Origin of the sequence: Streptomyces sp. SID12488 (assembly GCF_010548275.1) — a bacterium.
Classification (GTDB): domain Bacteria; phylum Actinomycetota; class Actinomycetes; order Streptomycetales; family Streptomycetaceae; genus Streptomyces.
The window spans coordinates 25,651-44,685 of the sequence record NZ_JAAGLT010000015.1 but is presented as its reverse complement, the minus strand read 5'-3'; the positions used below and the strand labels follow the sequence as shown (position 1 = coordinate 44,685).

The 19,035-nt window shown below is 62.2% G+C and carries 22 protein-coding genes and 1 pseudogene; 3 read left to right on the top strand and 20 right to left on the bottom strand.

Going from position 1 to position 19,035, the window contains the following annotated elements; all coding sequences use genetic code 11:
- Positions 1 to 26: 26 nt before the first annotated feature.
- On the bottom strand, positions 27 to 2,315 hold the full coding sequence (locus G3I56_RS22685) for a hypothetical protein (protein ID WP_164411782.1): 2,289 nt from the start codon (positions 2,313 to 2,315) through the stop codon (positions 27 to 29).
- A 371-nt stretch (positions 2,316 to 2,686) separates the two neighbouring features.
- Between G3I56_RS22685 and G3I56_RS22680 the strand changes: the two genes are divergently transcribed.
- Positions 2,687 to 3,355 carry a hypothetical protein gene (locus G3I56_RS22680; protein ID WP_164411780.1) on the top strand — a complete coding sequence of 223 codons (669 nt, stop codon included), beginning with the start codon at positions 2,687 to 2,689 and terminating at the stop codon, positions 3,353 to 3,355.
- A 202-nt stretch (positions 3,356 to 3,557) separates the two neighbouring features.
- Positions 3,558 to 3,908, top strand: a complete 351-nt coding sequence (locus tag G3I56_RS22675; RefSeq protein WP_164411778.1) for a hypothetical protein — start codon at positions 3,558 to 3,560, stop codon at positions 3,906 to 3,908.
- Between the two features lie 364 nt (positions 3,909 to 4,272).
- Here G3I56_RS22675 and G3I56_RS22670 read toward each other — a convergent pair whose 3' ends face one another.
- The 13 genes from G3I56_RS22670 to G3I56_RS44780 form a co-directional block, all read right to left on the bottom strand.
- Complete coding sequence (locus G3I56_RS22670; RefSeq protein WP_164411776.1) at positions 4,273 to 4,956, bottom strand: hypothetical protein; 684 nt, start codon at positions 4,954 to 4,956, stop codon at positions 4,273 to 4,275.
- 382 nt (positions 4,957 to 5,338) lie between these two features.
- Complete coding sequence (locus G3I56_RS22660) at positions 5,339 to 5,584, bottom strand: hypothetical protein (protein WP_164411772.1); 246 nt, start codon at positions 5,582 to 5,584, stop codon at positions 5,339 to 5,341.
- A gap of 32 nt (positions 5,585 to 5,616) precedes the next feature.
- Positions 5,617 to 5,838: a hypothetical protein gene (locus G3I56_RS22655; RefSeq protein WP_164411770.1), complete on the bottom strand. Its 222-nt coding sequence runs from the start codon at positions 5,836 to 5,838 to the stop codon at positions 5,617 to 5,619.
- Positions 5,839 to 6,227: 389 nt separating this feature from the next.
- The gene (locus G3I56_RS22650; protein ID WP_164411768.1) at positions 6,228 to 7,070 is read right to left on the bottom strand and encodes a hypothetical protein; all 843 of its coding nucleotides are present in this window, start codon (positions 7,068 to 7,070) and stop codon (positions 6,228 to 6,230) included.
- Positions 7,070 to 8,617: an ATP-binding protein gene (locus G3I56_RS22645; protein WP_343240030.1), complete on the bottom strand. Its 1,548-nt coding sequence runs from the start codon at positions 8,615 to 8,617 to the stop codon at positions 7,070 to 7,072. The genes G3I56_RS22650 and G3I56_RS22645 overlap by 1 nt, the downstream gene beginning before the upstream one ends.
- 121 nt (positions 8,618 to 8,738) lie before the next feature.
- Entirely contained in the window at positions 8,739 to 9,524 is a 786-nt protein-coding gene (locus G3I56_RS22640) for a replication-relaxation family protein (protein ID WP_164411763.1), read from the bottom strand.
- Positions 9,521 to 11,653 (bottom strand): type IV secretory system conjugative DNA transfer family protein, encoded by a 2,133-nt coding sequence (locus G3I56_RS22635; RefSeq protein WP_164411761.1) that lies wholly within the window; start codon positions 11,651 to 11,653, stop codon positions 9,521 to 9,523. Before G3I56_RS22635 ends, G3I56_RS22640 begins: the two co-directional genes overlap by 4 nt.
- 117 nt (positions 11,654 to 11,770) lie before the next feature.
- On the bottom strand, positions 11,771 to 12,010 hold the full coding sequence (locus tag G3I56_RS22630) for a hypothetical protein (RefSeq protein WP_164411759.1): 240 nt from the start codon (positions 12,008 to 12,010) through the stop codon (positions 11,771 to 11,773).
- Entirely contained in the window at positions 12,004 to 12,186 is a 183-nt protein-coding gene (locus G3I56_RS22625; RefSeq protein ID WP_164411757.1) for a hypothetical protein, read from the bottom strand. Before G3I56_RS22625 ends, G3I56_RS22630 begins: the two co-directional genes overlap by 7 nt.
- Positions 12,183 to 12,560, bottom strand: coding sequence for a hypothetical protein (locus G3I56_RS22620; protein WP_164411755.1), 378 nt, complete (start codon positions 12,558 to 12,560; stop codon positions 12,183 to 12,185). The genes G3I56_RS22625 and G3I56_RS22620 overlap by 4 nt, the downstream gene beginning before the upstream one ends.
- Complete coding sequence (locus tag G3I56_RS22615; protein ID WP_164411753.1) at positions 12,557 to 12,934, bottom strand: hypothetical protein; 378 nt, start codon at positions 12,932 to 12,934, stop codon at positions 12,557 to 12,559. Before G3I56_RS22615 ends, G3I56_RS22620 begins: the two co-directional genes overlap by 4 nt.
- On the bottom strand, positions 12,934 to 13,248 hold the full coding sequence (locus G3I56_RS22610; RefSeq protein ID WP_164411751.1) for a hypothetical protein: 315 nt from the start codon (positions 13,246 to 13,248) through the stop codon (positions 12,934 to 12,936). Before G3I56_RS22610 ends, G3I56_RS22615 begins: the two co-directional genes overlap by 1 nt.
- On the bottom strand, positions 13,245 to 13,373 hold the full coding sequence (locus tag G3I56_RS44780; RefSeq protein WP_275406795.1) for a hypothetical protein: 129 nt from the start codon (positions 13,371 to 13,373) through the stop codon (positions 13,245 to 13,247). The genes G3I56_RS22610 and G3I56_RS44780 overlap by 4 nt, the downstream gene beginning before the upstream one ends.
- Before the next feature lie 115 nt (positions 13,374 to 13,488).
- On the opposite strand from G3I56_RS44780, the gene G3I56_RS22605 reads away from it, so the two are divergent.
- On the top strand, positions 13,489 to 14,631 hold the full coding sequence (locus tag G3I56_RS22605; RefSeq protein WP_164411749.1) for a hypothetical protein: 1,143 nt from the start codon (positions 13,489 to 13,491) through the stop codon (positions 14,629 to 14,631).
- 46 nt (positions 14,632 to 14,677) lie between these two features.
- Here the strand turns inward: G3I56_RS22605 and G3I56_RS22600 are convergent, their stop codons facing one another.
- From G3I56_RS22600 to G3I56_RS22575, 6 genes and pseudogenes are all read right to left on the bottom strand, one after another.
- Positions 14,678 to 14,974, bottom strand: coding sequence for a hypothetical protein (locus G3I56_RS22600; protein ID WP_164411747.1), 297 nt, complete (start codon positions 14,972 to 14,974; stop codon positions 14,678 to 14,680).
- A gap of 312 nt (positions 14,975 to 15,286) precedes the next feature.
- Positions 15,287 to 16,210: a restriction endonuclease gene (locus G3I56_RS22595; RefSeq protein ID WP_164411745.1), complete on the bottom strand. Its 924-nt coding sequence runs from the start codon at positions 16,208 to 16,210 to the stop codon at positions 15,287 to 15,289.
- Between the two features lie 464 nt (positions 16,211 to 16,674).
- Positions 16,675 to 17,664 (bottom strand): annotated as a pseudogene (locus tag G3I56_RS22590) (ATP-binding protein); the annotation flags it as partial.
- Positions 17,664 to 18,086 carry a YraN family protein gene (locus tag G3I56_RS22585; protein WP_164411743.1) on the bottom strand — a complete coding sequence of 141 codons (423 nt, stop codon included), beginning with the start codon at positions 18,084 to 18,086 and terminating at the stop codon, positions 17,664 to 17,666. The gene G3I56_RS22585 and the pseudogene G3I56_RS22590, both read right to left, overlap by 1 nt.
- A gap of 107 nt (positions 18,087 to 18,193) precedes the next feature.
- Positions 18,194 to 18,502, bottom strand: a complete 309-nt coding sequence (locus tag G3I56_RS22580; RefSeq protein WP_003965949.1) for a DUF2469 domain-containing protein — start codon at positions 18,500 to 18,502, stop codon at positions 18,194 to 18,196.
- A gap of 55 nt (positions 18,503 to 18,557) precedes the next feature.
- Positions 18,558 to 19,034 (bottom strand): NUDIX hydrolase, encoded by a 477-nt coding sequence (locus G3I56_RS22575; RefSeq protein WP_164412070.1) that lies wholly within the window; start codon positions 19,032 to 19,034, stop codon positions 18,558 to 18,560.
- Position 19,035 lies beyond the last annotated feature (1 nt).

Genomic DNA, 19,035 nt, shown 5'->3' with positions numbered 1-19,035 from the left:
GTTGGGACAGGGTTAGCGACAGGGACCTACGCGCTCGGGCGGGCCAAACGCGGCCCAGGGGTTGGCCGTACGGCATCCTGCCTGGCCGCAATCTCATGCTCCACCGCGGTGCGGTCCCGGCCGTAGGCCAGGCGAGAGGCAGCGCGGGCAGCCTCTCCCCACCCAGTAGCTTCGGGTGGTGGGTTGGTGGCGATGGTGACGGGCGGGCTAACTTGCCCACCGACGACAATCACAACGACGGCAGTACGCGGCTCCAGGGTCAGCAGGTCCTCAGGCTTCACCAGCGGACCCAGGGCACGGGCCAGGGTGACGGCATCATCGGCTCCGGGTTGCAACACGACCTTGGTCCGGGCTTCACTCAGTAGGGCGGCCCGGAGTCGAGCAGGAGCCTGCGTGATGTGCTGAAGCGCGGCGACAATTTCAAGAGCGTGGCCGCGGGCCCGAGCCAGCATGTCGGCTAGGTCGACGCCGCTGCGCAGGAAGCGCGCAGCCTCGTCGATGTACAGGGACGTCCGACGGCGGTGTTCGCGAGCGACGGCGGCACGACGCATAGCCGCGTTCCACACCATGCTGATGATCATCCCGCCGAGCAGGTCAACGGCGTACGAGCCAGCCAGACCAGACGGCAGGGCTACCAGCAGAATCTTGCCCTGATCGATGACGTCCTGCATGGTCCAGGCCGGATGGGATTGACCGATCATGGCGCGCAGCTGGCGTCGGTCGGTCAGGGGCGACACCTTGTTGATGACCGCGGAGACGGCTTGGCCACGTTCACCTTCGCTCCAGCCGTTGAAGCGAGAGAAAAAAGCTCCCACGGTCGGGGCGAAGGCAGGATCGAGGTCGGCCAGCAGGGAAGCACGAAAGCCGTAGTCGGTCAGGACGGGCGGCAGCTCCACCAGAGTCATGCCCGGCGTGGCGGCCAGGAGCACGAGACTTGCCTTAAGCAGTTCCTCCAGGCGAGGACCCCAGCTGTCAGCATTGGCGCGGATGAGCTCCAACATCTGGTCGGCCACGAGCTCGGCATCTTCCGGCGCGCAGTCCAAAAGGTTGATGCCCACCAACTGGTCGTCGGCGGCGTCCACGTAGATCAGGTCGCCCGTACGGTGCTCGGGGATGCGGTCGGCCACGTCGCGGGCCAGGTCGCCGCCGGGATCGAGCAGGACGATGCCTCGGCCGGCTTGGATGTCCTGGGTCAACTCGTTGAGCAGCAACGTGGACTTGCCGGAACCTGTGGGCCCGGTGATCAGTTGGTGCATCAGGGCATCGCTTGCTGCGATGGCGATGGGCCGTTGCAGCCCGTCGTACGTCGCAGTTCCGAGAATGCGGCCAGACGACGGCAACTCCGATGAGGGCGGGAAGGTCCGGCCACCCTTGAGTGTCAGCCCCGGAACGGTCGGCCCGCCCAACGGCCAGCTCAGCAGGGTCGCTGCCTCCCGGGCATTGACGTGGATGCGAGCAGTACCGGTTCTCGTGGCGGCCCGGGCCAGCCAATCGGCAGCACGGGACGGCAGCCAGCGTGGAACGAGGGCAGCACCGTTCTGGTCGAGCTGATGCAGCGTGGCCATGAGTCGGCCCACCAGGAGGTGAGCACGAGGACGGTCAGCCGCAGTGGCCCCGACGGTGCCGACCACTCCGAACCAAGGCTCGGCGGTCTTGGCCTTGAAGTCGGCCGCGGCCTGCTTGTCCACCGGGGCAGGTGGAGCGGCGGTCAGCAGTTGACCGAGCCGATGGAGCCAGGCCGGTCCCACCTGCGTGCCAGTGGTGCTGCGATGCGGCACGGATGGCTGTGGGGTGCGGACGGGATAGACGACCAGTTGGTAGAGCAGCAGCTCGTCTCGGCCAAGCGGCTGAAGCGTGCTGAGCAGACTGGTGGCGAATGCCTCGGCCAAGTCCGTCCGCAGGGGGCGGGCAGTGGTGGTGAGGTGGATGCGCCGCAACCAGCGCACTCGGGGCAAGGCTGGAGCGTCTATGGGGGCGGTACGCAGATTGGGCACGATGCCGCGCAGCTGCCGTAGCAGTACGTCGGCCTGGTGCTCGGGCACACGTAATCGGTACTCGATCCTGCCGGGCCGGCCGACCCACTCGAAGACCGCACTGTCCCGACCGTAGAGCCAGCCTCGCGACGGTCGCAGCCGAGTGAGGGCGTGCAGGAAGGCTGTCACCTGCTGGATGGTCAGGTCACGTGGGAAGTCGAGCCGGTAGGTCACACGGCTAGTGTCTCGGGAAAGCTGATCGCGATAGCGCAGAATAAAAATGAATCCGATGGTGGCGCTAAAGAGCGCGGCGCTTGCGACGAGCAGGCTCGTGTCTCTCATGGACGACCTCCACTAAACGGAGGACGCGGACGAGGGACAACTACCGAGACGGTACGAAGATTGTGTGGAGCCACATAGAGCATCCACCCCCCTTAGCCACAACACATCTCGCCGGAGCGGATGGGTGACATTTATGCAAATTGCGCTTTTGGTTCGCCACAAGATGCCCATTGTTTATAGCACACCAAAGGCGAAAAGTCAATACTTTTGCAATTCTATATCTGGCGACGTCCACCTTGGAGCGTAAATTCCGCCAGTGAAAAACATAAATTATAACTCACCTTAATCAATTCCGCATCCGCAAGATCACCCACTCGCCAGTGGACAGCAGCGGGGAGGGGAGGGAGAATTGATAGAACCGGGAGGTAGCCGTGACGAACATCATTCCCCTCCGATGCGACTTCAGCGACCCTAAGAATGTTTTGGCCGCAGTTCGCGATAATCCACTCTCTCTGCGTACCGTGGTCGATGCTCTCGGTTTTAAGTGGCATCAATCGGATCAAGCTCCTAAGGGTTTCATCCCGGCCGATGAGGAATGGATGGACAAAGCCAAATTGTTCATCCGGCCAGCATTCACGCCGGAGACTTCAGACGGAGATTTCGTCCAGGGGGACGAAATAGGCGATCCCGGCTCGTCGGTCTGGCTGGAAGGCCACTACCTGGACGGACCAGGTGGAGACATCGTGGTGTTTCCCAACGAATCCAGCAAAAACCAGCGAATCATGCTATTTGTGCGCCATAGCGAAGGTGAGGAAATCTCGGGAGAACTATCTTCCGAATCAGAGGATACCAAGCAGCAGCATGAAGAAGAACCCATCCGTCGGCCATCAAGGCCCATGGATGTGGTGAGCGTTGAGGCGGACAATGAAGAGGGAGAATTTAAAGGGCCTTTCCTCTGGGTACGGGACAAAAGCTGCTTCCTTGACGGCAACGACATTTGCACAGCCGAACCTGGAACCAATCACATTTGCCGATCGAGGACTTCGTCGGGGAAAGTGCAGATGAAGCTGTGTCTTCGGCTCATTCCGAAACGGCCATGACATGCAGGTACTCGCTCTCTCCGATGGTCTACTAACTACAGCAGCGATTATTGCGATGATCGCCAATGTCGCTACAGCTGTAGGTGTCGGACTTACGTACTGGTACTTCGCTCGGAGCGGTCCTCGAATCGTGGTGGAGAGCGGTACAGACTTGAAACTTATCTACATATACATGTGCAATAGAGGTAGGCAACCAACGACCGTGCGAAGCTTCGGTATTGGAACCCAAACTGGCGGAGGCAGTGAAATCCATCCCTTGCAGGGTCCCGACGGCGATACAGTAGAAGATTTGTGGGTGGAACCTCGGCACCCTATCCTTCTTAATCCGGGCGATCAAAAGCTGAACGTCCTCAAGTGGCCAAGCGCGATCACGGTTTCGGCGGTTCTGGACTCAGAAATATCGGAGCTTGGCGAGCTTCATGAAATTTCTAGCCCCGGAGACGAAAGAATCCTTGCTATTGTGCAAATATTTGCCGGCCACTATAAAACATCACAAATTGAAGTGGAAACCACTGGGGGGCGCTATCTCGTCGAACCCACCCAGGAACAATGAAAAACCCGAGACCATTTGGACCACTTACGTGATCGCAGGTCTCGGGTTAGGGATAGCCCTCCTACCGCCACTGTTTCGGCGACATGAAGGCTGTCACAGACTCCTCGATCTCACATATGTAGCATTTACGCTCTAGCGTCTGCGACTCAGCGACACCAGTTCTACCGGGCCTAGGGTCTGGAACTACGTATGCCACGATACTCTTAGATCGCCACGGCGACCATGCATGCGCACACCACTCGTGATTTTGGTTCATCTGATGCCCTCTCGGGAATTGCTACTCCAAAAGGGCGCCATTCAATTATGCCACTTACCACGCACCGTTAACAAGGTAAAGCGGAATGAGGTAAGCGCAGCTAGATGGCTACTTCGGCAGCTGGATGACCGCACAACTCAGATTTACTTTCGCTGTCTGGGTAGCGTCACAATCCGTCCCATCCTTATATTCACCGGAAGGCCGGGCACGAATGATCAGACTTGTAGCGTCTCCTGGCGTGACCAAGAAACTGACTTTCTGCTCTACGTCCCCTAGGTCATCCGGACGCATCAGCCCGCGGTAGAGAGGCTTCGGACCGACAACTGCATTGTCGCGAACAGCCTCAGCCTCAACAATAATTTGATTGTGATTAGGGACACCGTCAGCATGAACCGTGAAGCTTACTGTCAAATGTTTATTACTCTCGATTTTAACATCAGAAAGATTAGGGCGCCCGTTACTCCTGGCCGCTTCGGCAACAAAGGTGATAGCGAGCAGCAACGCCGTCAGGTACAGGAGGACGCCAAGGATCAAGAGGAAAAGTTGGAGGACGTTCCCCCCCGTGGATTTGGCGCAAAAGAGTGCTCCGATACTCAGAGCGATAGCGCCAAGGGCACAAAATGCTACACCCCAAAAACGACCAACGTCGTTATTAACAGCGACGATCAGAGTGTCCTGCGATAGGCCGAATGCGGTACCAATACCCGCAACGGCTACGAAGGCAGCCGACAGGATCTGAGAGATCGAGCCCAGCCGGTTGTCTACTTCAGCAACCCGAGTGGGTGTCGTCATTTCGGTTCCCCGTCGCTTCCCGTAGCCATGGATCCACTTTCACACACGAAACTCGCTTGCCCGGTACCTTCCCCTAGCAGCGGGATACGGAATCACTCGCATGGCCCCCTCCGGCAGAGCTGGCCGATCCAGTGAATCTCTTAGGGGAACACCTTCAGGTACCAGCACTCCAGCGGATTTGCTGGCGTTGCATGTCGGCATTGAACCGCGCCTGGTCACGAGGGCCGTGGCGCTCTGAGTGATGGCCGGCCAGGATGGGCTGGCCGAGCGGTACGACCTCGATGCCGGCGGGCCGCATCATGCGATGCAGCCGCCTTTCTCTCCCGGCTGTCAGCCCAGCCCTGTAATCGCTCAGCCTTGGCGAGTCTCCGCTCTCGGCACGTCATCGTGCCACCGCCATCGCCTGTGGCGAACTTACGTGGTCCATGATGTCCGACCAGGACTGAAACGTCTTGCCGCAAGCGCAGAAGTAATCTCCGGCCTCGCCGTACTCAGACACCCATTCGACCAGGTCTTCCCGGTCACTCGCCACACTGGTTGGCTGGCCATTGGCGTCGCAGTGATACCAGACGGGCACCAACACCGATGCTTCGACTTCGTTGATGTTGCAGGGGTAGGTAGTTTCCATGGTGGAATCCTCCTTATATTTATGTGTCGTAGTCAGCGACTCAGGAGGATGAATCCGAGCACAGCGACAAGCACCAGCAGCGTTGCGAAGTGGCGGACCAGCTTCAGCGCCCACTCGCTCCAGGACTGCTTCTGAGTGTGGGACTCTCGCAGTTCACGCAGTGGCCGGGATTGCATCACCAGCCGTGCCTGCATTGCTTGGAATCTCACCGCATCGATGATCTCGCCGGTTTCCATATCGACGTAACGCTTCACGATGACTCGGTCCTCCTGCTAACTACGAGACCGATACGGGCCAGTAGGAGACGCCGTCACGGTGGAGCGCCCTCACCCGAGAGCTAAGCAGCGGAAGGGGAGGACGAACGACCTTGACGGCATAGGCGACGACTGGCTGACGATCGGCGAGTAGTTAGCAGGAGGACCGAAGGTTATCCGCGGCAAAATCGTCCGTCGTCGCAGCTCAGCGTCGTGATGGTCCCGCTCGACACGTAGGCCGACACGTAGGCCGGCGCGTAGGCCGGCGCGTAGGGGTAGCAACTCGTCGAAGGGTCTGGCACCAAGGTGATCCAGGTCCAGGAGCCCAACGAAGTGCAAGGCAGCGAGCCTGCTACCTGGGTGCCCAGCGGCAGACGCGCCTGACAGCCTTACTCAGCGAAACCGCCCTGGCAGAACCATGCACTATCCGCGAGCGCTGTGTATGTCGCGGTCTGCCAACTATTGATGTGCGCAGCCCGACGGCTATCTGCCTGTTCCTCAAGATGCCTCTGCACCTCATTGGCACCGCCCCTATCGAACACCTGCGACAGTGCGTATCTGATGTTGTTGATTTCCTGGGCAGCCTGGGATGCGTACAGACTTGCAAGCTTAAACATCTTAAAGTGCCGATGCGCTCGATAGGCTAGGGTCTCGGGCCATTCCAGTGGAGGACCCACGTAGAAGCGTACGGCCGCAGGGGCTACATTCACGACCGCGGCACATAGCCACGGATCGTCCTCGATATCGTCGAAGTAAGGGTGGAGTGGCTCGTCCTCCGCGCAGGTCGGCGCAGCGTTGGATTTTAGCTTGTTGCAGTCAGAGCAGGCCGGGATCAGATTGAGCGGATCGACAGCAAGAGCTGGGTATAGCGTCTTCGGCAGGTGATGATCGAGGGTTGATACCGCACGCTGCCCACAGAGAGGGCAACGCCCATGGGTGGCGGCCAGGATCAAGTCATCATAGATGAAGCGTCCTACAGCCTTTTTCTGGACCAAGCGGTATTTGTACAGCGCTATCATCTCGTCGCAACTGACCGTATCAAGGGTAAAATCGCCGGGCTCCAGTGTATGGAGTGTTAGCGTCTCTGCCGCCTCGGCATACTCATCGGCTGCTGCGACCACCTCGTCCTCTGCTTCTTTGAGGCGATCCCTAAGCTCCTTAACCTGGATACGACTGGTGCATGTTCTGTAGCTAAAGGCTGCTGTGTGCTCTGGAGGATCGACCTTCCACATCAGAAGCCGTCCTCCGCATCCCGGGCAGCGATTAGGCCCCGGACAATTCCCTTCGCCTCACCGCCAAGCTGGCCTCCAAACCGCTCGATGATGTCTTCATAACTGCTGTTCGACACGATAGCTTCACCCAAGAGGCGATGAAATCCAGAACGGGTGACCTCCAGCCCAAACGCTTCGCGGGTAAGTACGCCAACGTTCTCGCCGAAGGTTTCGATTTCCGGCCGATCTACTACCATTTGACGGCCAGAGCGACGGAGCTTATATGCGCACTGCTGAGGAACCTCCTGCAACACGACGGGCGAATGGGTCGCGATGATGGCTACACCATTCCGATTGATCAGCAGGTCAGATAGGGCTCGGATGAACGCTCCGAGAAGCGGTGGGTGTAGATGAGCTTCCGGTTCATCGAGCAGGACAAGGGATCGTTCCTCGACGCTTTCGACGAGGCGAGTAATGGTCAGCAGAACAATCTTGTGGCCCGAACTGAGATTCCGGAAGAGTAGTAGCGCTCGCCCACTAAGTTCACTCTCGTTAGCCGCAGAGTCGGCCAAGTCCGCCACTCTCGCATCGCTGAAAATCGGGTCGGCCTCCAGCATCTGGAGCGCTCGGCGCCACCGGGCAAAGCGCGCTCCTTTCACACAGACCTTGACGCTCGTGCTGAACTCGCGGGCAAAGGCACTGGGATCTTTGGGCGGTTGCGGCTTATCCGTGAGACTGGTGCGAATACGCTTAAGGCCGATGTAGGTGTATTGGAGCCCCGTGGCCCTGTTCCGAGGTGTGCTGATCGGCTCGAATGGGTCGAACGCGCTGAACGTCACAGAGACCAGGTTGGCAAAGGTTTTTCCGCTGGTATCAGAAGCGTCGACCTCGAATGTTCCGACCTCCTCCGCTGTCGCACGATCATCCGCCAGAGCACGGGCCATATGGTTAAGGAGATGTGTCTTGCCAACACCGTTGCGGCCGATGAGGACGTGGATGTTGGTCGGCGGCTCCGAGTCTGGTTCTACCTCGAACCCTAGAGATACCGGGTCACCCTCTGCTTGCGGGTCTGGGGGCAACGTGTAGGTGAACTCGTAACGGGAGAGTCGTGCGCCACCTGTGGCCAACCGTCGGAACTGCCCCTCCACAGTAGTTGGCGTCACCGAGCGCAGCAATGACGTACCAGTCACGTCTTCGCTGAGTGACCGAACGAATAGGTCCCCGTCCAGAGCTACATCGTGCAGCGCTCGGAGGATTTCGTCACGAACGCTGTCGCCTAGCTTGTTGAGACTCCGGTAGTAGCTGTCGTCCTGTCCGAGAGAGAAGAAGTCGTCACTCAGCTGCTCGAAGGTGGTCGGAAGATCGGGCGCCCGCTGGTCGGTCGCCATGTTGAATTGGCCAATTTTCACTTGGCCGATCTGCTCAACGTCGCCTCGCTCGTCACAGTAGTAGAGGTGATAGAGCGTGCTGTAGCGGAACCAGTCATCCCAATTATCCATCACGAGATAGGAACAAGAGGTGGTTCCTTGCGGCGGCCAGACGCCGGCTGGCAAGACAGTGAAGCGCACAGCAGCCCCCATCAGCTCTGTTTCACTGAAGTTCCTACAACATGCAGGATAGTGAACCAGCCTGAGTCGTGATCGTCTATGGTCTCGCCAGCAGCCCTGGCGTATGCCTGATGTGCCGGCCCTAAAACCGCATGAGAGTCGCTATCGGGTCCTCCAGCAGCCCAACGGAGAAAAGCTGACGAACCTCCGGTCGGCCCTGGACGAGTTGGCCGAGGTACCCGGCGCGCTGATCGTTCGGGGCCAGGAAGACGATGCGTGGGAAGGCCCGATCCGGTTGGGCAAGACGGTCGTGCTGGTAGTACGCCACGTACTGTGGCACCTTCGTCTCGATCTTCGCGCCGTACTGGTTGGCCCGGTCCACCTCGATGAAGAAGCTGCCCTTGCGTCGCCGGCCATCGGGCAGCACGATCCCGATCTGCGCGAAGGCGTCAGGCTTGAGAGTTCGCTGGCCAAAGGTGCGCCAGCAGTACGGTTCGGTCTGGAAGTCGAGCAGCGAGAACAGCCCGGACTGGTCGGCCTCTCGGAGCATGACGTACAGCTCGGCAATGGCGAGGAAGTGCGCGATCGTCGGCTCGTACCAGGAGTACGGTCGCCGAGGCCGCGTGCTGGTGGCTTGGCTGAGGTGCTGCCCGGCGACATTGAGGGCGTAGAGGAACGCGGCGGAACCGCGCTGGGCACCGCCGACCCTCCGCTCTCCGACTCGGGCGAGGACACGGTGCTGAGTCAGCCGGCGCAACACGGCCTGTCGGTTCCGGGTCCGGCTGGTGTCGGAGCAGTCGGCGAAGAACAGGCGCTCCAGGTGGCCGCCGGTCATCAGCTTGAAGCGTCCGACCTCGTAGATGATGGCCAGGTCTCGTGCACTGAGCTGCGGCGCCAACTGGTTCAGGTAGCTCGACGTGATACTCACAGGTCCCAGTCCTCCCAGCCGATCTGGTCCGACGGACTCGGCTCCGGGGCCGTCCCGTTCCCGGTCGCACGACCTACCCGCCGTGTCGCCAGCCTCAGCCGCTCGTCGATCTCCGCTTCAACCTCGCCCCGGGGGCGGCCATAGCGAGAGCGAGAAGCGCTCTTGGCTGCTTGTCCAAGACCGACAGGCTCGGGCGGCGGATGGGTCCGGCCAGTGACGGGCGGTGTCGCCACGCCATCGACATAGATGCGAGCGATGATTTCGCGCGGGCCAAGGTTGGCCAGGTCGGCCGCGGTCGCCATGCCGCCCAGTTCCTGGCCCAACAGGGACAGGTCCGAAGCCGCTGGCTGGAAGAAGATCTTCGTCCGGGCGTTGTTCATGACGTCCTTGCGCATGCCGTCGGTCAGACGGCTGACATCCTGCGTCGCCACGGTGATGGGGAGACGGTGACCGCGGGCCTTGGCGAGCATGTCGCCGAAGGAGATCGGCAGGTTGATCAGGTCACGGAACTCGTCGACGTACAAGGCGAAGTTCTCGGCTCTCTCTGTGACCTGGATGACGTTCCACAACGCGTTCAGGCACAGCGTGCCGATGAGGGCGGCTTCCTCGTGGAGCTGCGCGCTGTTGAGCGGAATGAGCACGATCTTGCGCTCGGCCACGGCCGCCGCCAGGTCGAGGCCGGACTGAACCTGGCCGAACGTCGCCCGCAGTTCGGGGTAGAGAAGCAAGGGACGCAGCCGACGCGTGATGGGGGCTCCGGTCTCGGACTGCTCACGGCTGCTGAGTCCGTCGAACCACCGCCAGAAGTCCAGCAGTTCAGGGTTACGCAGCTGGCCGGTCAGGGTGTCGCGGAAGGCCTGGCCTCGGGGACCAGGCAGGAGGGCGAGCGGTACCTCGATCACGGTGTAGCCGCACTCAGCGAGTGTCATGAGGGTATTACGCAATACGTCATAGGCGCGTGGGGTGTTGATGGACAGGCCAAAGAGCTTGTCGAAGACGAGCATGAGCTGGCCAGCCACCCGGTCGGCGCGTTCTCCAGCCAACACGTTGAAACCGATGGGCCGTTCAAGGTCGGTGACGTCGAACAGCAAGACGTCGGATAGGCGTTCACGCGGTACGGCATCGAGGATGCGCCGAACAGAGTCGCCTTTGGGGTCGATGTAAGCGAGCCCCGCGCCGGCTCGGATGTCGGCCGTGATCAGGTTCTCGATCAAGGTGCTCTTGCCGGTGCCTGTGGGTCCGACGATCAGAGTGTGGGCTGCCCGGTCCTCGGACGCGATGGCCAGGGGCCGGATGTCACCGGGGAAGTTTGACGTCCCGATGACCAGCCCTTGTCGGGGCAGGGAGTAGCTCGGGGCCAGTCGGCGGGAGTGGCCGAGCGCCAGACCGGCGACCTGGGGCGAGCCGAACGGCCAGCCGATGACCGCGGCCAGCTCAGCAGCATTGAGGGTGGCCGGGTAGACCAGTGCGCCCGACCTCGCCTGGAGGCGCTGGCGAGCGGTTACCGAACGAACGAACCGCCGCTTCTTCACACTCACGCCGTGCGTGCGCAGGCTGCTGTAGTGCGCCTGGAGCCGACCAAGGAGATCTTTTGCACCAGGCCCACGAGCTGCCATCCGGCCGACCGCGAGGAAGACCGGTTCGGCGTTCTTCTGTTTGTGCGCCGCCTCGTCGATGGGCCGCCGGGTCCACATACGGTTGGGGGGCATGCCCTGCGGCCGAGCCGCCGTGATGATCCATTGCTGCCCGAGGGCTTCGTTGTTCGTCAGGCTCGTAAAGCAGCTGAGCAGGCCAGCCGTGACTGCTGCCGACGACGCGATCCGCAGCGACGCGTGGGCATTGGATGTCCCGACCTCGACGACTCGTGACCAAGGCGTCGTGACCATGATGTCGTCGGTGCCGTCAGCCGGCGTGACGGTGGCGCCGGCCAGGTGGGTCTGGAGAAGGTTGTCCATACCCGTCGTGACATTGCCGGTCAGGCTGATGAAGAACTTGATGCCGCCTACGTCGGCGTAAACCTCAAGAGCCACGGTGCCATCACCGTTGAGCAGCGACGGACGCAGGGGGCCGTAAAGGGCTCGGAGGACCGCGAGCACCGCATCGCGGTGGAGATCACGGGGGAAGAGCACGAGGTACGTACGGCGACCGCGATCGGCCGAAGTCTGAGGGCCCAAAGGTTCTCCCTGTTGAAGATCGAGAATGAAAAGGCGCCGGAGCACGAACTGCCCCGACGCTGGATAGTTCGATCAGTGGCGGCTGCCGTCCTCCGCGTGGGAGTCGGGGCATCCGCATGCACTGACGGGCGCATGGCTCCTGGACTTGTGCCAGGTGCGGCGTTCAGAGCGGCGGGTCTGCTCCGTCTCCAGGGCCAGGTGCACAAGCTCTGCCAGTCGGGAGACGGTTGCCGGGTCGAGCACTTTCTCGGGCAGAGTCTGCGCTGCCCTGCTGCGGCGAACCCACTCGGCGATGTCGAAGAGCTCTACCACCGGCTGCTCCTGCGGAGCAGCAACAGCACGATCACCCCCAGCCCTCCGCTACCGACGAGCGCAACAGCGAGCCAGGGCAGTACCGGCGCGAGGGCCGCCACCAGCGACCGCGCCACGACCATGGCGGCGATCAGGAGGACCATGAGAGTCGTCCACCGGCTGGGCGGGCCGCTCACTTGCCACCCCTGTCCTGGGGACGCTTCTTGACCTCCTCGAACAGCCATGCGAACTTGCGTGCCTTGTCGATGGTCTTCGCGGCTTGCTGACGGGCCTCAGCCCGACGACGTCGGGCGAGCCGACTAGCCTCGGCCAGTTCGCGGGTCACGTACCGCCGGGCTTCGGCTGCACGGCGGGTTGCGTTGTACGTGGCGTCTCGGACAGCTTCCATCGCGGCGAGGCGCTCGGCCCGGCGCTCGGACCGCTGGCTAGTAGACGAGAAGTCTGGCCAGTCCCCAAGCAGGTGTGCCAGGACGATCAAGCCAACGAAAGTGATGACCAGGTTCAGAGGACTGGCGAAGATCCACGAGATGATGTCGCCGAAGACATTCACGAGAGCCTCCGACCGTCGCGGATGTGGTCGTGAATCACGCTGCGCATCGCTTGCTGGCCGTCGTCCAGAATCTCGGCGAGGCCGAGAGCCAGGCCCAGGTCGTCAGGATTGCGTTGCTGGATGCGGGCGATCTCGTGATGCATGGCCTCGTACTGCTCGGCCACCTCGCGGGTGAGCATGCGCGTGAACCGAGCCCGCTCCAGGTGGAGCTGGGCCCGACCCGCAGCTCGAATGAGTTCCACTTCCGCCACCGTCCGGGCATTGATGTGGGCGACGTCGGCACGGAGCTCAGCCACCCGCAGCTCATGCTTCTCCGCGCGGGTCCGCGGGCGGCGCTCCGGCCGGTTGTTGCCCTGGGGCACGATCTCCGTCATCAGGCCGTACCTCCGGCGTCGATCGCGCGGCGAAGCCAGGCGGCCTCGACCTCGATGTTGTACAGCAGGCCGTTAACGGCCGGATCGCCCTCGGCGATGATCTTCAGGAACTTCACGCGGCGCTCGACACCGTCCACGACGGCTTCGACTGCCCTGCGAGCCCGGGTGCCCCAGCGCTCGCGCATGTTCTTGACGAAGCGCAGCTGCTGCGTCATTTCCTTCTGGGCCTGGATGGCCGCGTTGTAGATGTCTGCCGCTCGACGAGCGCCCCACGGGGCGGCAGGGATACGGTGGTCGGGACGGAAGTCGCTCATCGGCTGTCCTTCGCACGGGTGACGATCGCGCCGAGAGCGTGGAGGCTGTAGGTCTCGATCTCCTTCACGGCGGCCACAGCCGCCTGGCTCACGCAGAAGCGCCGAGCCCACTCATTTTGGTCCATCAGGACCCCCTTCGGGTTGGTGGGGAGGTGGCGCGGTCGCACCACCTCTCAACAGTCCATCCCGATACGAAGCCGATGGCTGGCGCGACCGTTTCGGTGTGGCAGCTTTGTGGCGGTGATCATGGTGATCGAGTACCGAGCCGAAGTTGAACGGCTGGCCCGAGAACTCCAGGAACTGGTAGGCCCCCGCCGAACGACGGTCACACGGCTCATCGGCAAGGTGGAATTGCGGAGCCTTCCGCAAGTGGCCAAAAAGGCCGATCTGGATGGGGAGCCCGAAGACCTGGCAGAGGCCATCAATGACGCTCTTGCCGTCGGCATTCTGAACATACACGGGGACGTTGACTTGCTCTTTAGTTATGGTCGCCGAAGGCGAATAAGTGCCGACCTGGCACGCGAGGCGCTCAATGTACTACTCAAGCGCAGTAGGGATTGGGTAGATAAGCCTCACGATCTACGGCGGCTGCATGTAATGAACCTAGTGAACGCACCGGGAGATGTGCGAGATTGGCGTCGAAAGCCGCCCGAGACGGAAGGTGGGGAGCTCCAATTGATGCGAGCTCTTGCTCAGAGTCTCGCTCCCCCTCAACCCCGGCCTCTTGTATCAATATCAGCAGGCAACGTAGAGGTAACTTACAAGTTCCACAGAGATAGGCGTGATCGTATCGTCATGCACTGCATTGACATCTGCCGCACCGTCCGATCAATATCAGGCAACCACACCGAGCTTGTAGATTCCTGCGACTACCTCCCAGAGCGAATGCCAAGAGGTGTTGAGATACACCCGTTGTTTGGGTGCACCGTCAAGCAGATTGACTTCTTTCCGGGCTATCACGAACCAGGGAGTACTACTCCGACTGTGGAGATCAAACTCCAGCCCGCACTACGAGAGGGTGAAACGCGCCAATTCGCTTTCACCGTCGCTCCTTGGAACCCGCGCGAGACCGAGGACTACGTATTCCGACCGATGGAAGAGTACCCAAAGATTACTATGCATTTTATTTTCGAGCCCGATTGCCTACCGCAGGAGGTGGGGGCCCTGCAGGATCGCCGCCATCATCCCGACACGGCATACGCCTGGGACCCAATCGGCGATATATGGGAGTGGCATGGCACAAACAGGAGAGAGGACATTGCAATTCCGGCGTCCGAAGATGGTAGTTACTCCCACATCTTCACCAATCCAGTTCCCCATCTCTACTCCGGCATGTGGGCAGAATGGAAATCGCCAGATGGGCCGGCGCCGGACCGGGACTAGTCGGCACAAAAGAAAGAGGCCACAGACTAACTGTGGCCTTGGGTACCTACGAATTGGGAAGCTCGTAGGAATATGTCTCGGGGTTGAGCTCCGGGAAGAAGGGGTCAGTACCGATTTCTTCATGGGCAACGAGACGGCGTATGCTGCCCTCGTCGACGACTCCGGGTTCACCTCCCGTACGGAGTTGACCCTGGACCCAGATGCGCTCCGGGTAGTCGCCGAGGAGCCAGCCCTCGAACTCGTATTCAGCGCACCCCTGCTCTGACACGAAAATCGTCCTGAGCAGAGTAGGAACCATCTGAATAGTGACGTCAGCGCCCTTCATCCAGTCTTCGATAACCATGCGCTCATCTACATCCATCTTGATGGCGACCGGACTATAGCGAGTTCCTGAACGCATTGCCTCGAAGAAAGATTCGAGGGTGAGACTACTCGATATGTCGAATGCCTCAGTGAGGGTGTGTGAAGTATTCTTCCCCATAATGTTCCCAAGCCTTCCGCCTGACGGGCAGCCTGGATTTTCCAGACCGCACCCCTATCACTCAGCAGGGGCGCAATCTGGAATTACGCATTATCGCACATATTGCGGGAAGTTGCAATAGCGTGGAGGGATCCTGGCGAAATAGACTGCTGTACAGAGCTGAAAGTCTGCGCTCTAATCGGCCAGCGCCAGAAACGCTGGGAAGTAGCAGTCGCCGGTCTCGTTGGCATGACGCTTCTTGCGGCGGAGGAGCTCATCGAGGGCGATGCGGCCTTCCAGTACGCAGAACAGGTCGCCGCCATCCATCGTGATGAACGAGGTCCGCTTGTCGTACTCTTCGCGGGCGCCGGCCGTGAACCCGTTGACGCTGATGAACAGCCCGAGAGCGTTCTTACCCTTGCGCCGTACCTTGGCGTCGAACTTGTCGACGTCCTGGACCTCGACCGGTCCCTTCCACCACTTCGCCTCGATGATGTAGTCGTCCGTGTCAAAGGTGAGCGACCCATCGATCTGCTCCGACTTCAGCACGTAGGACAGCCGCGGCTCCAGGTCGAAGAGGTGGAACAGTTCGTTGAGGAAGGGCTCGAACAGAAGTCCGGCCTTCTGCCGGTTCTCCATCTTGCCCAGCTCCATGAACTGATCCTTGAGCGCTGCGAGCTTCCCGGCGAAGCCTTGTTGGACCTCAATCTGCGCACGGCGGGCGGCCAGCTCGGCGGCCAGGGCTTCGCGTTCCGCGACGAGACCCTGGTACTTGTCGGTCCAGGTGCCGAGCGCTGCCACCGCTTCCTGCGCTGCCGGCAGCAGGGTCGCCGCGTCGGAATGGCGCTTAAGGCTGAGGAAGCTGTCCATCTGCGCGACTTCGAGCATGATCTTCAAGGTGAGGTCGCGGTACTGCTCCTCGTCGGCCATGAGACGGTCAACGAACTCCTCGGCGAAAGCACGCTTGTAGCCGTCGAAGTCGAGGCCGACCAAGAGCTTCGGGTGCTCTACCGCGCGAGTCTGGATGAACTTCTTGAGGTCCTTCTTGTACCAGTAGATGGAGGCCAGCGCCTCGATGAGGGCCCCGTACGCCCCAGGATGAATCCGCCGCGCCTGCATTGACTGCCCCTCCCACCCCTCAAGGGCAACTTCGCCCCGATCAGGTGATTTTACCGACTGATCGGGGCAGCACAGTCCTTCTGGCGGCATGGCATGTACGCCGACGTATCACCCGCGATCTGCGCTACGCGTTCAAGATCGCGACATCAGCCGACAAGGTGGTGAGCGGAATATGCCCGATGTCCTTGGCGTGGCCGGTGAGGATGCACCACCTGTTGCCATGGTCTGGCGACGGGACAGAGGGTTGCTCCCTGCTCGACCGGTAGTAGGCGGTCATGATCTTGCGGTCCAGGGGACCGCAATTCACCTGATCCACTGTGCCCGAGAGCGTGTGTGCCTCGTGGCGGGCTCAACGCTGCTGGGTCTGACCCGTCATCGGGGGCGGGCGTAAACTGGCCTACACACCCACCTGACGGCCCTCTGGTGATGTGTCTGGCCTGAAGGGTGCATAGCCCGTCAGTCGCATCATCCAGAAAGAGAATTCCCCGATGAGCCAGCGAGACGGCTCCGGGTCGCGCCACGCCCTGTCCACCGCCGACGAGCGCCTGCATGGTGGCCGAATGGTGCGGGGCGCAGTAGGGCGCCGTGTCGATCAGGGGTTTGCCCGGTGGCAGCAGGCCCGCGACCGAGTGCACGGCGGTGACCTCCAGCGACTCCTCCCGGGTGAGCCGGGGAAGGACTGCGGGCAGCCGCTCGGCGAGCATCGTCTTGCCGGCCCCCGGTGGCCCTTCCAGGAAGACGTGGTGACCGCCGGCCGCAGCCACCTCCATCGCTGTGCGCGCCGAGTGCTGGCCCACGACGTCGGCCAGGTCGTGGCCGTTGTCGTACTGGGCGGAACCCATGCTGCGCATGCCCGTGGCCGCCCCGGTGCCCGGCATCCGCAGGCCCGCCATGAGCGGGTCCGGGCGGCCGTGCTCGTCCGGTTCCTCCTCGGGTACGGGCTCGTCCGTGAGGACGGCGATCAGTTGCCGCAGGCTGCGCACTCCGAGCACCGACACCCCGGGGACCAGCGCGGCCTCGGCGGCTGAGCACTCCGGTACGACCACCTGTTCGTATCCCGAGTCGGCCGCCGCCAGCACCGCCGGCAGGATGCCCCGGACCGGGCGCACCCGGCCGTCGAGGCCCAGCTCCCCGATCATCACGATGTCGGCGAGGACCCGCGGGTCGATCCGCTCAGCGGCCCCGAGCACGGCCGCAGCGACGGCGAGATCGAACCCGCTGCCGCTCTTGGGCACGGATGCCGGGCTGAGCCCCACCGTGAGCTTCTTCTGCGGCCAGGCGGCTCCCGAGTTGACGACCGCGGCCCGGACCCGGTCCCGGCTCTCCGTCAGGCTCTTGTCGGGCAGTCCCACCAGGGTGAACGCGGCGACTCCGGGTTCGAGATCCGCCTGGACCTCGACGACCACGCCCTCAACACCCACCAGGGCCACCGAACACGTACGGGCGAACCCCATCACGCCACCCCCCGCGCGTGTTCCACCACGGGCGCGCCGCGCTCGGGCAGCAGAACGCCGATCAGGTCGATGCGGACGCCGCCGGGTGGCGCTCCCCCGTGTTCCTGGACCCAGCGCTCGGCGAGGCCCCGCAGCCGCTCCGCCTTGACCGGCGTGACGGCCGCCATCGGGTGCTGGAAGGCCCCCGCCGGACCGGTCGCCCGGCGGGTCTTGACCTCGCAGACGACGAGCGCGTCGCCGTCCCGGGCCACGATGTCGATCTCGCCGGTCCGGCCGGCGCGCCAGTTGCGGTCCAGGACCGTCATCCCGGCCTCGGTCAGCCGCCGCGCGGCCAGGTCCTCGCCGTACCTGCCCAGTGCTCCGCGCTGCGCGTTGCCCCGCGCACCGCTCCGTCCGCCGCCTTGTTCATGGCGTGTGTTCATGTCGGCACCACCTCCGGCGCCAACAATGCGGACAGTTCAGCGAGCTATTGGATCTTGGTGGACAACCTCGGCATTGTGGATAACTCCGCCACCCGCACGGGTGACGGTCAGCCGCCAGGGAGCTCCAGATCGCTCTTGTTCAGCTCCTCGATGTTCACGTCCTTGAACGTGAGCACCCGCACCTGCTTCACGAACCGGGCCGGCCGGTACATGTCCCACACCCAGGCGTCCGCCATGGACACCTCGAAGAAAACCTCACCCTGGACCGAGTGCACCTGCATCTCGTAGTCGTTGGTGAGGTAGAAGCGCCGTTCGGTCTCGATCACATATTTGAACAGACCGACGACATCGCGGTACTCCCGGTAGAGCTTCAGCTCCATCTCGGTCTCGTACTTCTCGAGGTCCTCGGCGCTCATGGCATGTTCCCCTTCAGCCGTGCGTCCCCCTATTGTGCGCCAGTGCCGCGAGCCTCTAGACGATTTCCGTTTCGAGGACCTCGGGCATGGCCGGGGGACCTTCGTCGAGCACCTTGCGCAGGAGCTCGGCGAGTCTGGTCGGATACACCGTCTCATGTGCCTGGGTCAGTTCCTGGCACGTCCACCAGCGCGCTCCGGCGACACTGCGCCGTTCCAGCTCCGTGAGACCCGTGGCCCGGGTCTCCGTTCTGTCCGTACGGGCCAGGTAGTACCACTCGTCCTGATCCCAGCGGCGCCCCGCGAACGGGAAGGAGCACCTGCGCCGCCACAGCACCGGACCGAGTTCGACCTCGGTGATGCCGGTCTCCTCGGCGAGTTCGCGCAGCGCGGCCTCCTCGTGCGTCTCGTCGCCCTCGAGACCGCCGCCGGGAGTGAACCACCAGGCGTCTGACGGATCGTCCGGCTCGTGCCCGTGCAGCAGCAGGATCCGGTCCCGCGGATCGAGGAGCACCAGCCGGGACACCTCGCGCATA

Excerpts from the sequence above, each read along its gene's own strand:
- G3I56_RS44780 (WP_275406795.1), bottom strand. The coding sequence starts at position 13,373 with ATGGACCAAAATGAGTGGGCTCGGCGCTTCTGCGTGAGCCAGGCGGCT.
- G3I56_RS22685 (WP_164411782.1), bottom strand. The coding sequence starts at position 2,315 with ATGAGAGACACGAGCCTGCTCGTCGCAAGCGCCGCGCTCTTTAGCGCC.
- G3I56_RS22610 (WP_164411751.1), bottom strand. The coding sequence starts at position 13,248 with ATGAGCGACTTCCGTCCCGACCACCGTATCCCTGCCGCCCCGTGGGGC.
- G3I56_RS22615 (WP_164411753.1), bottom strand. The coding sequence starts at position 12,934 with ATGACGGAGATCGTGCCCCAGGGCAACAACCGGCCGGAGCGCCGCCCG.
- G3I56_RS22580 (WP_003965949.1), bottom strand. The coding sequence starts at position 18,502 with ATGAGCGCCGAGGACCTCGAGAAGTACGAGACCGAGATGGAGCTGAAG.
- G3I56_RS22575 (WP_164412070.1), bottom strand. The coding sequence starts at position 19,034 with ATGCGCGAGGTGTCCCGGCTGGTGCTCCTCGATCCGCGGGACCGGATC.
- G3I56_RS22600 (WP_164411747.1), bottom strand. The coding sequence starts at position 14,974 with ATGGTTATCGAAGACTGGATGAAGGGCGCTGACGTCACTATTCAGATG.
- G3I56_RS22585 (WP_164411743.1), bottom strand. The coding sequence starts at position 18,086 with ATGAACACACGCCATGAACAAGGCGGCGGACGGAGCGGTGCGCGGGGC.
- G3I56_RS22595 (WP_164411745.1), bottom strand. The coding sequence starts at position 16,210 with ATGCAGGCGCGGCGGATTCATCCTGGGGCGTACGGGGCCCTCATCGAG.
- G3I56_RS22670 (WP_164411776.1), bottom strand. The coding sequence starts at position 4,956 with ATGACGACACCCACTCGGGTTGCTGAAGTAGACAACCGGCTGGGCTCG.
- G3I56_RS22650 (WP_164411768.1), bottom strand. The coding sequence starts at position 7,070 with ATGTGGAAGGTCGATCCTCCAGAGCACACAGCAGCCTTTAGCTACAGA.
- G3I56_RS22660 (WP_164411772.1), bottom strand. The coding sequence starts at position 5,584 with ATGGAAACTACCTACCCCTGCAACATCAACGAAGTCGAAGCATCGGTG.